The following is a 16729-nucleotide window of genomic DNA, read 5'->3' on the forward strand; positions in this document are numbered from 1 at the left end:
CCAAATTACCGTAGGGGCGGGTTCACCAACCATTTATGTCAGAAACCAACAATATAATAAACCCGCCCCCACCCAACGACTGAGAATAGGAACTAAACTTGGATTAACCCTATAAGCTGTTGCGGGCAATAAACATTGTGTGTCAAAAATCAATCAAACAATCAGTGGGGCGTTGCTCCCAGCAGCGCCCGAATATGCAATGTTTATTTGCCCAACAGCTTACACCCTGAAGCTGTTACTCCAACCGTGTAGATGCCTTAATGTCCATTTCGTCGAGAGGTTCTTCGATCGCATTCCTGAGCCAAGTTGGGTCAAATTCCTTAACTGTGTCTGCCTTAATGTCAATTTTAATTGACATATTATCTGCTTTGTCAGATAGTGTTTGCAGCACTTCAAACAACTGAAAAAGTTTAGATTTGTTAGTAATCGCGTTCAAAGTGTAGTGGTGGGCTTTTTGTTTCCCGTCTACTATGTCAACCAAAACAGAACGCATGATGCTGCTCGTTTCCGACTTATATTCAACGGTTTTTTTATCTTCCCCTGCCGCTTTGGTTGTGCGGCTGACTTCACCCCAAACATCGCCACTGCTGGTATTGCTATCATTTTCCGAGTCAGAAACCAGAATTTGCTGATTTTCGTCTGCTGGTACGATCGCCCGCAGCTTCATTACCAAGCTAGGAGACAACAAATAGCCGGACAAATCTAACTCATCGGCCGGAATTCCCTTAGCAAAGCTGATGAGGGCAGGATTTTCTACATTCGGAGGGCGATCGGCATTGATAGTCAAGCGCGGGACATAACCCAAAACGCCATTGGCGATCGCCTCCAGAATAGCTTTCTTAATCGGATCAACACCCAACAACTTCGGAAAATTGGGGAATCGGAAAAAGTAACCCACCAATTCCTCACCCTTGATAAATTCAGTTTCCGAATTTTCCAAACCCGAAAGCCGCACTAACTTAGTAGGCGTTATTGAATCAAAAACATAATTTTTCAGAGCATCCAATACCCGGTCTTGCAGGTTTTGACTCGTATTAAGCTGAGACTGCAAATCAATCATTTCCAAGCGCAGAGGAGCATTGCTAGTTGTGTCAGGCACCGGTAGCAGGATATCTTCATAGAGACGGCGAATTGCCGCGCTGATTTCATTCGCAGATTCCTGACCTTTGCTAGTCAATTCCTCCGTATCTCCCGCAGTGAACTTGTATTTTTTCTTCTGTTCTAGCAGAGAAGAAATCGCCAACGCTGTCCGCGCCCCCTTTCGCGCCTTCTCCATCTGCACCACCTTCGGAATCACAAACGCCAAAGCATTTTTGTAATCCCGTTTATCATTACCACGATTTTCCAGCCATGTCAAGGCATCAGCTAATATTAATTCCTGGCTTTTTTCCGCCCAGCTTGGGTCAAGATAGACAACACTAAACTGAGAAACATTATCAGGAATTGCCGCAGAATCTTTCGGCCACAACACGACTTTGCCGCGAGGATTTTGTAAAGCCTTGCTCAAATCTGTACGGATGCGTTCTAACACTTCTTCCCCACTAATATTGCTTTCCTCATCCGCCACTAACTTATTCAGATTAGCTTTAGTTTCAAAGCGATAGCGTTTACCGACATAGTGCAAATAAAGCAACTGTTCTCGCAAGTCACTTAGCGTCGCCGTGATTGTTGTGCGCTCCAATCCAGGGGCGAGACAAGCCGCGATAACATCTTGCTCCAAAATGCCTCGGTCTTCTCCACCTCTGGCACCAAAAGAATACATTAAAATAGCAGAAGTGAGCCGACTTCCTACTTTTAACAGTGCCAAAGCAGGGGAATCTTGACCAATGCGATTATCTACTATTTTGACCTTAGCTTTACGACCAATTAAGTCAGCATTCAAGACAGAACTGTAAGCTTCCCTTTCTCCGACTTGGGTAAAGAAAGCGCTGCGGGTGGCTTCATTATGGAACGGAATATTAGCGGGAGTAATTAGCCAAGAACTATCATTTCCCTCTCGCAAACCGTAAACAGTAGAAGCCAGAAATTGTAGTGCGCCGCGCGTGCGCTGGTAACTCGGTAAACTTCCCCAGCGATGATACATTAAATCAAGTAAATCCGGGTGGAAAGGATAGCTAATTTCAATACGTTCTGCTAGTAATTCTACTTGTTGCTGTATTTGCTGTTTTTCCCGATTAGTTTCTGCGTAACTTTCCCGGAATTTGCGGTATAATTCAGCTTGTTGTCGCGCCACTTCTTTAATGATAGCTGGGTCGCCCACATCAGCAAATAAGCGGCGTTGAATGACGCGCATTACTTCATCGCCAGTCACAGGTTCTTTTTTCGCATCAATGCGACTGACTAATTTATCTAAAGTGTTTAATACCCCTTCATTCCCGAAAGCTTCTTGCACGCTAGCTTGTAGAGAATAAACTAAAACTGCGCGGGGCAATTCGCGGACAACTTCAGTAAGCTTCTGAATAAAAGTGAGGATTTGCCGACCAAAATTTGATTCCCCTACCGTTAAAGCCATTGCGCCTTCGACATAGACAATCACCTCATCCATTAGCAGCAAAACAGTTTTGTCACCAAAGATTTGACGCAGCTTGTCATTACCAGGAGCAATGCGTTGTTTATCTTCTGTTTCCACCAGGGCATAAGCCTCATAACCGCCAATTTTCCACGCTAAATAGCCCCAAGGTGTGAGAACAGTTGGGCCGTTTTCAATAGGAATGCCCGTGATATCAATATCTAAACCAATTAAGGTAATCACATTAACTTCGCCTGGGTTGGGTAATGTGTCTAATTGTGGAATTCCTTGCAGTTGGCTTCGGTGTTGGACAAGGTGATATAGACACAGTAAAGCGTGGGTTTTACCGCCGCCGAAGGGTGTACGCAATTGTAAAACTCTGTCGCCGGCTTCTCCACACAATCCTTTGACAACACTTTCTAATAATTTTCTCAATTCTGCTGTCAGATAAGTAGCATTAAAAAAATCACGGGCATCGCGGTAAACTTTGGGGCAGTTTGGGGAATTGCGGACAACTGAACTTAAGCTGGCCGCGTAGGTGGCGTTATCTAGTTTTCCTTCTAAAATATCGGCGTGGGGAGTAACAACTTGTGTCCAAGGTTTGATTTGGTAGGCGGTGTTCATAATTTTTGGTAAGAGTTTGTATTATTTTATTATTGGCAGAAAGGGAGATGTTGTCATCGCGAGGCGGCATTGTCATTATGGGTTATACCAATTTTTTATGAGGCTGCATAGAATCTGATCCCCCTAAAGAGGGCGGGCACGGGGGCACCGCCCCTACAAAGGGGGGGACAAGAAATTCCTCAAAGTCAACCCCTACTCCCCTTCTTAAGGGGGATTTAGGGGGATCGAGATATGTGCAACTTCACATTAAATTGGTATTAATACAGTTCATTTAAGCCCTATCCCCCCTTGTAGGGGCGGTGCCCCCGTGCCCGCCCTTGGCTAGGGTCGCACCGCCCCTACAAAGGGGGGGACAAGAAATTCCTCAAAGTCCCCCTTCTTAAGGGGGATTTAGGGGGATCTCCGGGCGATACAAACCGTTAACTGAACCGTATTGCATTATGGTAGCCAGAAACCGGGTTTTTTTACCCACAGGACTTACGCACAGCCTCAATATATAGTGTTTTGTAGGGGCAAAACCCACGCCCGGTTGCCCCCATACCTGGGATAATTGCGTAAGTCCTAACCCAAATACTAGCCAACAACCCTCAATTAAAGTGAAAAACCCGGTTTCTTGAGCTTTAATCGGGAAGAAAACTTACTAAAATACCGAGAATTTTAGGAAGGTTTTGCAGATAATATTCAACCGCATCAATACTGATAACTTGTGCTTCTAACTTAAGAAATTTCCAAATATTGCCCGAAGTGACAACCCCATAAATAGTGCCGATATTATTGCCTTCTTGTTCATTAAATAGTTTTGCGGCTACCATTTCGGCTACACACTGCCCCAAACCGCTATTAATATTTTCTTTCTTGGCTTCTACTAGGGCTACAACGGGCGAACGAATAAACAGTAATTCGGGGTCTTTGCTAATCAGAAAATCGCAAATTCCATTTAAACCTAATTCGGGGGCAATATTAAACTCGGTTCCTGAGAATAAACTAATTTTATCTTGCAGTTGTCTCCTCAATTCTAGTAAAATTGGAGCAATAATTAATTCAGAACGGGCTTTTTCTGTATTCATTGCTAGGGCTAAAGGTACGTTATATTGCAGGGTTTGGGTTAAAATGTTGCTGCATTCTATCTCAGGGGTTTCGGCGAATAAGTTAAGTCGTTCTGATGTTATTAACTTAAAGGTTTTGACGGCTTTATCTAAACTAAATTCACTGTAAGACATGGTTAAAAATTAACTCCCTTTAGTAAATAAGTTTTCTTCTATAAGTCGCTTCCAAGATGCTAGTAAGGTGTCTATTGTTTGCTGTTCCTTGGTACGGTTCGTAGTGTGGCCTTCCATTCCTCCTGCCTCTGGTGTTAAAGCACGACCCGCTAAGGCTTGGGCTACTAACTGCAATTGGGTGGTGTCTGGCTGTGCTAAACTCAAAAATTCATAGATGCCTTGTGGTCTATTTTCTGATAGCCACAGCAAGCGGTGCAGGATGTCAATTAAGCTAGGGGCGTTGCCTATGGCTTGGGGTTTGACGTTGAAGGTTTGCTGTTTTTCGGTTTTTTGAATGCCTAAGTCTTCTAATGCGCCGCGTTCTTGATAGTCTTTTAGTTGGATTTGATTTTTGGTTTTTTTGACTAGGGCGAGTTTGCCGTCAGTTAAACCGCTAGCGCCGTCTAATTCGACACCTATACCTCGCGCTAGGGTGTTGGCTTCGTCAAATTCGACAATGGCTTCGCCGTATTCGTAGCGCCCCAGAATGTAATATTGGGTGGGTTTATCGACGGCTGAGACTCCTTTGTGGTCGCATCCTAAAACTGTGCCCAAGATGGTTTCAGCTACTTCTTTTTGTACTTCATCTAGGAAAGAACTGGCATCTAATTCGTCTCCGTTGGGGAGTTCTACGCGGTCAAATTGGGTGTAGGCGCGGAGTCCGGCACCGATGCAAGCTATTACTAAGTCTGCGCCGGTAACTCCTTCTGACATTAGGGTTTTTACTCTGTCGCGCACGATTTCTGATAGCAATGGGCGGACTTCTGTGGCGTAGTCGCCTGTACCCCCTTCAGTTCCCCCTTGGTAAGGGGGGAAGTTAGATAATTCTTGTTCCCTCACCTTAGTAAGGGGAAGATTAGGGTGGGGTTTTTCCCGTTTTCTGGCAACTAAAAAGATACTGGAAGCGAGAGAGGCCCTAAGACCGCGCAATCCTCCTTGCTGTTCAGTATCAAGCGGCCATGCTTCAGTAATGGTAAATTTAGCCCGCCTGAGAGAATCAATTAATGTTGACCAACCGGCGGTAGTTTTGTGGGCATAAACTACAACCATCATGCCCCCTGGTTTTAGCACTCTGCTGGCTTCACAAAATGCTTTGTGCATCAAGTCTTCATAAGCTTGGGCTGCTTTTTTCTTGTCTCCCCCATGTCGTGAAGGTTCCATAATGGCTTCGTTTTTTTTGGGGGTAAGTTGACTAGAAAAATGTTCGGGGAAAAGATGTCCAATACTGCGTTTTAGCCATACATAAAAATAGTCTGATAAATCAGAATAGGGAACAGCATCAAAATAAGGAGGATCAGTAATAACTGCATCTAAGCTAGAATCGGATAAATCTATTTTTTGGCAAGGTTGTCTTTTAGCAATTGCTACATTACTAATTTCTGCCAATTTTCGCACGTTTTGAATAGTCCAGTCTAAACCGTCAGAATAGTTACCAGAACCCGAACCAATTGGGTTTGATTCAGAAAAATCCCAACACATAGGTAAGCGCCCATTAGCTACAGAACTTTGTGCAGTTTCACGAGTTGTATCCCAAACTCCTAAACTACATCCTCTATTAGCAACTTTTGTAACCCCAAGACTGAGATAAGTTGCAACGGCTTTCCCAAATTCCTCCTCATACCCCTGAGACACCATATCCTGATGCGCCAACCTCACCCACTTAACAAACGTCATCAGCGACAGCAATTGACGGGAGGTAAATAAATCTGACCATTTCAATAAGCCATAGGGTTGTACTCGGAAACCGAGAACCCCATAATCAGGTAAAGGTTCATTAGGAATAGTTAACCCTGTTTCAGCACAAATATTTTCTAAGCGATTCTTTAATTCAGCCTCATTAGGAATATAGTAATTATATGAACTTCCCGCTAAATAAGTTTTACCTTGTTCTCCCGAAGTTGTACAGACAAGAGACATCAATTGCTGCCCAATCTTGCCAGCTTTTCCCTGTTCTTTAATATAATCTGTCTTAGATGTTGTCCCGCAATGACGACAAGTCGAAGTACCCCGCGAACTACCCGCCGCCGGGTCAAAACCTAACCCTTTTTCCGTTGCAGACTCGACAACTTCAAACTCCACCCGCTTTGTGTCGTGATTAGGAATCACCTTAAGTGCAACATACTTTTTAGACTTCTTGCAAAGCCAAGTTTGCCGCACCAAAGGAACATCAGCGCCACAACCAGGGTTAGGACATTTAACCGTTCGCGTCCATAAATATGCAACAGGAGTAATATTTTGTCCGAGAGTTAACTGCTTAACTTTTGGTGCAAATAACTCTAATTGCTCAGATTCCTGCGGCACAATTTCCCCCACCTTAATATCAGGGTATAAGTCACCAATTTCTGCCCGCACCTTTTCAATCACCCAATTGCCCCATTTTTCCACCTCATCGGCTAATTTGCTGCCGTACTTTTGGGGATAAACTAGCGTACAAAGCTCAATAATATGAGCCACCGGATTGAGTTCAACTGCGTAGGTTTCGCACCCCAAACGCAACGCTTCTAACGGAATAGCCCCGCCGCCAGAAAACATATCTAAAACCTTTGGTGGCGGCACTTGATTTAAAGGTGTTTCTGGCGGTAAATTCAGGCGAAGTTTTTGCGCTTCTAGGATTTGCTTTCTCGCTTTATCAATAGTAGGTTGTCCAGCTTCCCATTTACACAAATCAATCATTGCTTGTTTCAATGCTGTGCGCTTCTGTGGTGTTTCTGGTGCCGCTATTAGGGATGCAAAAACCGCCGCTCTTGCTGCGACTAAAGGCCGTCTCGCCCACCATAAATGTAGGGTGGAAATGTGACCTTTGCGAATCGACTTCTCCCGTGCAGCTTCTACCGAGATTTCTTTGATAGGGATAAAGTCTTCAATTAAGCGGCGGTCATTTGTCATGGTTGGGTAGTCTTTTTTTTTCGTGTAAGAATGACGAAACTATCAGTCATTGTCAGGTATAGCAATCGCCCGGATGGTTAGGACGATTTTGAATATAGTCGTGGGGTGGGGGCGGGTTTTTCTCATTTGTCGATGAGTGTCACAGATTCGGGCGAACCCGCCCCTACTGCACTAATCGCCTTGGCGGTTGCTATACAAAGCCACCTCATATTATACACTATTTTTCTGCAACGCTTCAGCAGAAATAATATACCGAGTAACTTGCTTAATTTCTTTAGCATCCGTCGCTAAATTATTAGCAGGATTTTGAATAATTAATAACTGCGGATTTTCAATCTCGCAACCCCAAACAACATACAACCAATAAGAATCTTTTAACTGTTGTGCTTTGCGCCACTCATTTACCGTTAAGGCTACTTCTTGATACAAATTAGCCCTTCCTTTCACCTCAATTCGACGCACCTCGGCAATTCCAGTTTCTGGATTTGTAGGCCCTAAACTGCGAATATCAAACCCACTACCATCGTGATTTTTACTAATATCTTCCGGTTCCCATCCCCGCTGTTTTTCGTAGTCAATCACGTACTGCATGGCAAATGCTTCGACTTCTGGGTCGTTCCGCATCCCCGGACTAGAGACCTCTACAGGTACAGGATACACCAAAGCGGTTCCCAAATAAGCCACTCTGCCCGATCGCACTATTTTGAGATAATCCAATTCTCCCTGCTTATTTTTATAACGTTCTTGCAAATCCCGCACCTTATTTTGAGCCGCATCTCTCGCCACCCGATAAGTTTCATCTCCCGCCGCCACTTTTGCCGCCAATTTCATCTGAGTAGATTGGGCTTCTCTAATAGTATTTTCCATCGCTTGTTCTAAGTAATCTTGGCGAATTTGTAATTCTTTAGTACAGCGCAATCGTTCCTCATTCATTAACCCTAGTTGTACCTTGACTTTCAACCAGTTTTCGGCTTGTTGCTGTTGTTTTGGTGTGGGAAATTGGCAATCAGGAATTGGTACAGGATGGGGTGCTAAATCATGCAAACAGTCTGGCGAAGCTAGGGATAATTCCCCTGAAGCCTTTTCAACAACCGCACACAATTTAGCTCTAAGAACTCGATTCTCTCCCTTTTTGCCTTGCCCTTCAACCTGAACATTAAAAAAGTGAACGCGATAAGATTCTTGAGCATCAGCATCGACAAAAACAGCACAATGATGAGCTATTTCCTCATTTAATTGAAGGTCTAAGCGTTCAGCAATTGCCGCAAATAGAGGATGTCCGGGTGAAAGCAAATCGGCATCTTGATGAGACGCGGCTGCTAATTGTTCTTTATAAAACGTGAGTTTGGGATAACTTTTCTCCGGTGTACCCAACCGCCGCACTGCTTCTAAATGATTTGAGCGAAATTCCTCTTTCACATAACTTACCCGCCACAAACCATCAGCCCGCACTTCTAAATTAATCCGCAAGAAATCACAAATTCGCTTAAAGAATTCTTCCACATAACGCGGCATTAACCGCTGTTCTTCCGAGACATAATCTTGAGTTTTGGTGTGTCGAATTTGAGATAGATCGACGTGAGAAGTAGCCAAGGCGACACCCGTTGCTTTTTCTAATTCTTCTAGGCGTTTGGGGTCAAGCCGTTCTAATTGTTCTAAAACTTCATCTTCGGAAACTTTGCTGTAAGTAGCTTCTCGCAAAAAATCCTCAAATCTCATGTCATTTAGTTGCAGCAATTGACCAATAACATCAAAAACGCGATCGCCCATTGCTTTGCGAATTTCTTCGAGTTTACTTAGCAACTTATCTAAAACGCGACCTTCAACAGTATTGATGGCAACAAAGTTAAAAATATAAACATTTTGGCTTTGGCCAATGCGGTGAATTCGCCCCATGCGCTGCTCTAAACGGTTAGGATTCCAGGGTAAATCATAGTTAATCATCAAGCGACAAAACTGTAAATTTATCCCTTCCCCGGCCGCTTCTGTTGCCAAACAAATCTGCTTATTAAATTGAAAATCTTTCTGGGCGGCTTTTCTGGCCAACACATTCATCCCACCGTGAATTTCACAAGTGCTGTAACCCCACTGTGTGAGATTCTGTTTAAGATACTCTAAAGTATCTCGGTGTTCTGTGAAAATCAGCAGCTTACCGCGTCCGTCTTTTAATTCTTCAAATTCTGCTCTTTTTACGCACTCTTTGAGTTTATTGAGTTTAGCTTCTGTGCCGATGTCAATGGTTTTTTGAGCTAGTTTAACTAATTTACCCAATTCCTGCAATTCTTCCCGCAGTTGGTCTAACTGTTCAGATACTGTTGACTCGATGGCTAATTCCTCTAATTGCTCCTCTTCGCAATCCTCACTTTCCTGTTCAGAGTCAGGAATTTTGCCTAATGTTAGCAATCGCTGGTGCTGTGCTTCTGGAGAAAGTTGACTGAGTTCTTCTAATAACTCAGCAAACCTGCGTTGTCGTCTTTTGAGGGAACTAAAAATTGCATTTAAACTGCTAGCCAATCGGCGCTGCAAAACAGTCCGCGCCAAAGCAACGGCAGCTTGCTTGCGACCTTTGGTTTTGCCCAAATATTTGTTAATATATTTAGTAACTCGGTCATATAAATCTTTTTCAGCAGGCGACAAGTCAAAGGAGACGGTAATCGGAAAGCGTTCTTTGAAAAGCTTGTGTCCTTCAAAGTCTCTCAATTCTTCTTTGATTCGGCGCAGGAACCAAGGGCAATTGTTCAGCTTTAAAATTTCTGGATTGAGTTGATTTGAAATAAATTGGTCAGCATCTAGCAATCGCAGAAAGTTGTGAAACTGATCGACATCGCCTTGGTGGGGAGTAGCGGTGAGGAGAAGCAGGCGATCGCTAATTTTTGATAATTCTTCAGCCAGTTTATACCGACCAGTGCGTCGCAAATCTTCCCCCTGAGTGCGAGCTGAACATTTGTGTGCTTCGTCAATAATCACTAAATCCCAATCAACTTGTAAAATACTGGGGAGGATGTCATCGCGTTTGGCAAAATCAATAGAGGCGATACATTGACGAAACCTATCCCACGGATTTCCTGCTAATTGACCTTTTACTAATACTGAGTTAATTACTTCAAAGGTTTCGGAAAATTTGCTGCGGAGTTCATCTTGCCATTGAATTGTTAAAGGGGCTGGTGCTAAGATTAAAATGCGTTCAATAATGCCCCGTAATTTGAGTTCTTTGAGTAAGAGTCCCGCCATAATAGTTTTGCCTGCCCCTGGGTCATCTGCTAATAGGAATCGCAGGCGAACTTGAGGTAATATGCGTTCGTAGACGGCTTCTAGTTGATGGGGAAGGGGACGCACACCGCTGAGACTAACTGCGAAGTGGGGGTCGTAGGCGAAGGCGGTTTTGATGCGGGCTGATTCGATAAATAGGAAGAAGGAATTGCTGTCAACGGGTGTGGTGATGGTGGGTTGTTGGTTCGCTAAAATTTCTGTGACTTCGGCAGCACTCAGCATGGCATCGCCCAATTCGCCGGCACTGGTGCGAACTTGTAACAGCACGGTATCATCGATGGCGGTGACTCTTTCGACGGTGACTGTTCCGGTGAACTGTTCGGGGATGGAAATGCGTTTGCCGATGAGTTGGTCTAGCATAGGTTATAGGATTTGAGATTTGAGACTTGAGATTTTATACCAATTATTAAAAGTTGCAGATATAGCGCGTCTCAATAGACTTTTTGCAAAAGTCCTTGTAAGGAATGAGAATTAAATAAGTTGCATTTTTTGTAGGTTGGGTTGAGGAACGAAACCCAACGCCACGCTTGATTGTTGGGTTTCGTTCCTCAACCCAACCTACGAAGTTATTTAATCCACGATCCTAAGCAAATTTTCGGACGGGATCTCCGGCCCATCCCACAAGAGAAAAAACTTTTTGTGGGACGGGCCGGAGATCCCGTTCCAGCTATTTTTGCAAGAGGTCTACTGTCTAAAACCAACCATATCAAAAACCCTCCCCCACCCACGAACAATAGTTAGTTATCAGTTGTTAATTATTCTGTCATTGTTTCGCTGTACTGCATTTCTATTTTTAACGCCGTTTCAACTCTTTGATACTCCGCCTCAACCTCTTCTAAAAGCGTGCAGGCCGGATCGGGTAAAGACTGGTTAGCATTTGTGCCGATGCGGCCCATGATTTCGAGTTCCTCGCACAGTTCAAACAAGCGAAAAGCACCGAGAGTACCGCTAATCGACTTCAAAGAGTGAGCCGATCGCCGCAAAGCCAGCGGATCGGCGTTGCACAGAGCCATAGAGATGCCTCGCAGCAGTTCGGGAGCTGTTTCGAGGTAAATCTCGATCGCCTCGTCCAAAGCTTCCACTTCTCGCAGTCCCTCTATAATCTTGGGACTTAGGGAATCGTGGGTATGTGACAAAGCCCGATCGAGATTTGATGCACCCCACTCGACGACTCCGGGCGAATTGGGAATTGTCTGTTGTGGATTTCCCGCAACAGCCACATTCGATCGCACTTCTAATTCACTCGTTCCTTCGATCTGTTCCGCCGGGGCATCCAAACAAACAATCGGCTGCAAACGATCGAATGCGGAGTTCGATCGAGATTTACACGCGATCAAAGCTCGCACCAACTGATCGATGGCGATCGGCTTACTCAAATAGTCGTCCATCCCCGCAGCCATACACTCTTCGCGATCGCCCTGCATCGCATTTGCCGTCATCGCCACAATCCAAGGCCTTGTCGATTTTCGATTTTCGATTTTCGATTTTCGATTGTTAGATTCCTCAGTCGATTTTCGATTTTCGATTTTCGATTTTCGATTGTTAGATTCCTCAGTCGATTTTTGATTTTCGATTTTCGATTTTCGATTGTTAGATTCCTCAGTCGATTTTTGATTTTCGATTCGGGATTTTCCATTATTAGATTCCTCATCAGTTGCGGAAAGTTCTGATTCTCCCGTGGGATTTTCTAAAGTTAAATCTGCTGAAAATTGCTCCCGGATGCGGCGGGTAGTTTCCAGTCCGTCCATTTCCGGCATTTGCACATCCATCAGCACCACATCGTAAGGCTGGCGGCGCAAAGCTTCGAGCACTTCGATACCGTTTCCCGCCACATCCGCGCGATACCCCATCCGCTGTAAAATTTGCAAAGCCACCTTCTGATTCACCAAATGATCGTCAGCCAACAGAATCCGCAGGGGTAAGTCCTCTGCCAGCACGGGTATGGTTTGCAAGAAAGACCCGGTAGTGCGCTGCCCTTTAAATTCAGTTGTCTGTTCTCCAAAAATATTGATTAAAACATTGTAAAGCTGAGATTGTTTGATGGGTTTATTCAAAAAAGCAGCAAAATCCATCTCCATAGAAGGGGGGTTAATTTCTTGCCTGCCGATCGAAGTTAGCATCACTAACGGCAACTTTTCGCAATCAGGATACCGACGAATTTGCGACGCTAAAGCTAACCCGTCCATTTCCGGCATTTGCATATCCAAAACTGCCAAGTCAAACATCTCTTTAGCAGCCAGCCAATCTAAAGCCAAACGAGCCGAAGCTGAAGCCCTAGCCACCATTCCCCAAGACTGAGCTTGGAGAGTCAAAATTCTGCGGTTGGTAGCATTGTCATCGACAATTAAGACTCGCTTGCCAGCTAATTCAGGTTGAGAATTGCTCAAGTTAAGTGGTAAGGAATTCTTGCAGCCAGAAACGATCGTACTAAAATAAAAAGTAGAGCCCACGGATTTCGTATTTTGGGCGATCGGCTGGTTGCTGAGTACAGATTTGGCATAGCCATATTTTTCGGCAATTTCGCAAGATTCTGCCCATCCCAAATCAATAACTGCCGACGATCTAAAATGGGCAGGAGGATTGCCCGCGACACTACCCATACTTTCCACCCACATCCGGCCGCCCATCATTTCGGCCAAACGCTTGCTAATTGCCAAACCCAATCCGGTACCGCCGTACTGCCGGCTCGTTGAAGAATCAACCTGGCTGAAAGATTTAAATAGCCGATCCATGCGATCGCTCGGAATGCCGATACCGGTATCTTTGACCGCAAAATGTATTTCGTATGCTGGATTAATTGCTATCGGTTCGCCAGCAATTAATGGCGGTTCTTTAGCCTTAGCCGCCGGCACTGAAATCTTTTTGGCAGTCACCGAAACCACCACTTCTCCAGCGTCGGTAAATTTAACCGCATTACTGAGCAAATTGATTAAAATTTGCCTCAAGCGGGTGCTATCGCCGATCGCCGTTGCGGGTACTGTACGATCGATCAAGTAACCCACTTCCAGTTTTTTTTCTGCCGCCTTAGCAGCTACCAAGTCTAGAGATTCCTCAATGCAAGTGCGGAGGTCAAACGGATGTTCCTCCAAGTCCAATTTGCCCGACTCTATTTTCGAGAAATCTAGAATATCGTTGATCAGCGTCAGCAAGGCATCGCCGCTGCTGCGGATAGTTTCTACAAAATCGCGCTGTTCGCGAGTTAAGGGCGTATCCAGCAGCAAACCGGTCATGCCAATGACTCCATTCATAGGAGTGCGAATTTCGTGGCTCATGGTGGCTAAAAATTCGCTTTTGGCTCTAGTAGCCGCCAGTGCTTGATCGCGAGCTTTTGCCAAATCTACGTCTGTTTGCTGGCGTTCGAGTTCGCTTCCCACCCACTGAGCCATCAGTTTCATCAACTCTCTGTCTACAGCTCGAAACGGTTCTGTCACAGGAGTCGGAGAAAAGAAGCACAGAGTGCCGTAAACTTTGCCGGCCACCGTGACGGGAATGCCCATGTAAGCTTCAATGGGGAAAGCTCGATCGTCGCTGTTAAAGGAAAAACCCGAAAATCGCACCGACTCAAAGTAAATCGGTTCTTTTGCCATTGCCGTAGCGACGCAGAAAGTTTTTTCCAGATCGTAGATTTGGTCTTTGACGATCGACCCGTCGGGACACTCAACAGCCATTATTTGATAGTTGTCGCCTTGAATGCAGGACAAAATTCCCACGGACAGGCCTAAATGCCGACATCCCATTGCCAGCAGTTCTTGGAGGCGCAAATCAAAGGTAGAGAGGTGGTTGAGCGGGTCTGTACGCGGAGCCGAAGTCACTTGGTACAAAGCTTTGATTGCAGCTTCGCTTTCTCGCAGTTCTTGTTCTGTTTGCTTCCGCACGCTGATGTCGCGGGAAATGCCGATAATTTCTTGGACTTCGCCTGTTTGGGGATCGCTGATCGTGCGGCCGGTGGTTTCAAACCAAATGTATTTGCCGTCTTTGCGGCGGATGCGGTAGCTGACGGTGTAAGTAACTGGGAGTGCCAGGACTTTCCAGTGGGCTTTGGCAATGGTTTCTAAATCGTCGGGGTGAAAATAATCCTTGGGGACGCGGCCGATGAGTTCCGAAGGTTCGTATCCCAGCAAAGCGCGGCTGGCGGGCGAGACGTAAACAAACACGCCTTTGGGGTCGTGTCTGGTGATCATGTCGGTTGAGTTTTCGGCCATCAACCGATAGCGGTCTTCGCTTTCATTACGTTCGACTTGAGAATTGCCTAATGCTTCTAGCATTCGGTTGATGGCGTCGGCCAAGCTTGCGAGTTCATCTGCTCCGGCCATAGGAACTCTCAAGCTTGGGTCGCCGTTGGCTGCGATGTTGCTGACGCTGGTGCTCAAGGCAGCCAATCTCGCCAAGACTAATTTTTCTAGCAACAGCAGGGTGATGGCGCTAAATATTAAACCTACTGCCAGTATTGATAAGGTAAACAGCTCCAAGGTGGCCTGACCTTGGCCGTAGATGATGCGATCTGTCTCTACTCGCAGCAGCAGCGCTAGGTTGCCGTGGATGTCGCGAATCAGGGCGTATCCAGCGACTAAGGTGTCGCTGAGTGGCTCGACTAAAATTTCTACTGATTTGAGGTTGGAAATTTTGAGTTTGACATTTTCCAACTCCTGCCTCGATCGAGCCAGCGCCTTGGCGCTGTGCCCGGAGTAGTTCGCGGCTCCCACTTTAAAATCTAAACTCGGCAATCTAAAATCCACTGACAGGTGAGTCAGTTCTGAAAGCAAACCGATTTCGCTGCTGTCTAGGTAGCGTCCCAAGATCAGCGTCCCCCGCGGCGGGCCTTGGGAGTTGCTGTTCAAGATGGGCTTGGAGGCAATCAGCAGTCTGGCTTCTGGCAGGGTGAGGACGCCTGTTTTGGCGGCCCGGCGATCGCCCTCGACTGTCGATGAGTCTAGTAGCGCCTCGGTCAAGTGCTGTTTTAAGCTTTCGGGAATCGGGATTTCGGTTTGCGATTTCAGGTCGAAACCTTTGCTGAAGATCGTCTTACCGTTGGAGTCCAGCAGTACCAATAAGTTTAGTCTCAAGTAAATAAATGTCGAATCGACGAAATTTGACTTGACAAAATTTTCGTTCCGTGTTTCGACGAAAGAGTAAGTATCGTCCCACTCGGCGTAATCTTGGGCGCTGGTGTCTAAATTCGACAAGTCATCATCTAATGCGTCCAAAGCCCGTGCGACATCCTGGCGGACGTACTGTGCCTCCAGGTTGTGAAAATCATGCAGCAAAATAGTTGATGCAGTGGCATACAGAACCACAATCAGGCTGATCAGCGCTGCACCGATGATTAATAGTGTTTTTTTTCGGAGTTGCATGGCGTCGCCCTCCTCACGGTGCTACTAGGCAACTAGCCAGGAGAGGTTTGAGACGTAGGTTGTTTAGCATTGGCTCGCGCAGGGCCTGCGTGTTTGGACTTTTCTGGGCTGACGAAAGCAAAGCCCTTGGTATTTCCAAGGTATCCGGTATCTTGCCCCCCACAGTCAGTGTAGTATTTTCACAGCTTTAGTTCCCTATTATGCACAACCTATGACCTACAAGTTATAACCTGACGATCGGCATCTTCAAAATTAACCGCCGATCGAACTCAAAACAGTTCGCGTTTAATACTAACGCAGCCAGGGCGGCGGGCGGTTGGGAGAACAGGCGTGCTGGGTTGAGAACCCTAACTATATATTGTACCTAAAAAGTATTGAGGAGAGAGCGGACTGGCCGATCGAGTTTTGCCTGCCAAAAAAATCTCATTTCAATAGCTGTTTTGATTTTTGTCGTTTTATAGCAATCCTTGCAGGAGTGGTGGAATAGGCCCAAAAGCCTATCCAGCGTCGAACCCTGAACCGCGTTCAAAAATTGTGATAGCAGATGCCATGAATATCCGGCGACTTTTCATTTACATCCGAAAATAAAATATAAAACAATCAAAAAAATCAGTTTTTTAGTTTTCTATTTTAAATTAATCAAAACTGCTAATACCAATTCACTATGAAGATACACTAAATGAGGCTGATGTCTTTCTGGTTGGAACTATATCCTTAGCGTTATATTAAATGCAGCTTCATAGTGAATTGGTATGGGAGCATCTCATATTTGTAAAAATACTTCTTCTGGCTCCTTCCTTCTTCTGGCTCCTTCCTTCTTCTTCTTTCCT

Annotated in this window: 5 protein-coding genes; all 5 read right to left on the minus strand. The window is 45.4% G+C overall.

Going from position 1 to position 16729, the window contains the following annotated elements:
• Positions 1 to 235: 235 nt before the first annotated feature.
• A complete protein-coding gene (locus QT990_RS33325) occupies positions 236 to 3133 on the minus strand; it encodes a DUF499 domain-containing protein (protein WP_333466270.1) in 2898 nt (965 codons plus the stop codon).
• Positions 3134 to 3753: 620 nt separating this feature from the next.
• Positions 3754 to 4353, minus strand: a complete 600-nt coding sequence (locus QT990_RS33330) for a hypothetical protein (protein WP_333466271.1) — start codon at positions 4351 to 4353, stop codon at positions 3754 to 3756.
• A 9-nt stretch (positions 4354 to 4362) separates the two neighbouring features.
• Positions 4363 to 7278, minus strand: a complete 2916-nt coding sequence (locus QT990_RS33335) for a DUF1156 domain-containing protein (protein ID WP_333466272.1) — start codon at positions 7276 to 7278, stop codon at positions 4363 to 4365.
• A 210-nt stretch (positions 7279 to 7488) separates the two neighbouring features.
• On the minus strand, positions 7489 to 10908 hold the full coding sequence (locus QT990_RS33340; protein ID WP_333466273.1) for a helicase-related protein: 3420 nt from the start codon (positions 10906 to 10908) through the stop codon (positions 7489 to 7491).
• A gap of 395 nt (positions 10909 to 11303) precedes the next feature.
• On the minus strand, positions 11304 to 15899 hold the full coding sequence (locus QT990_RS33345; protein ID WP_333466274.1) for a response regulator: 4596 nt from the start codon (positions 15897 to 15899) through the stop codon (positions 11304 to 11306).
• Positions 15900 to 16729 lie beyond the last annotated feature (830 nt).

This window comes from Microcoleus sp. T3_B1, from assembly GCF_036700445.1.
GTDB lineage: Bacteria > Cyanobacteriota > Cyanobacteriia > Cyanobacteriales > Microcoleaceae > Microcoleus.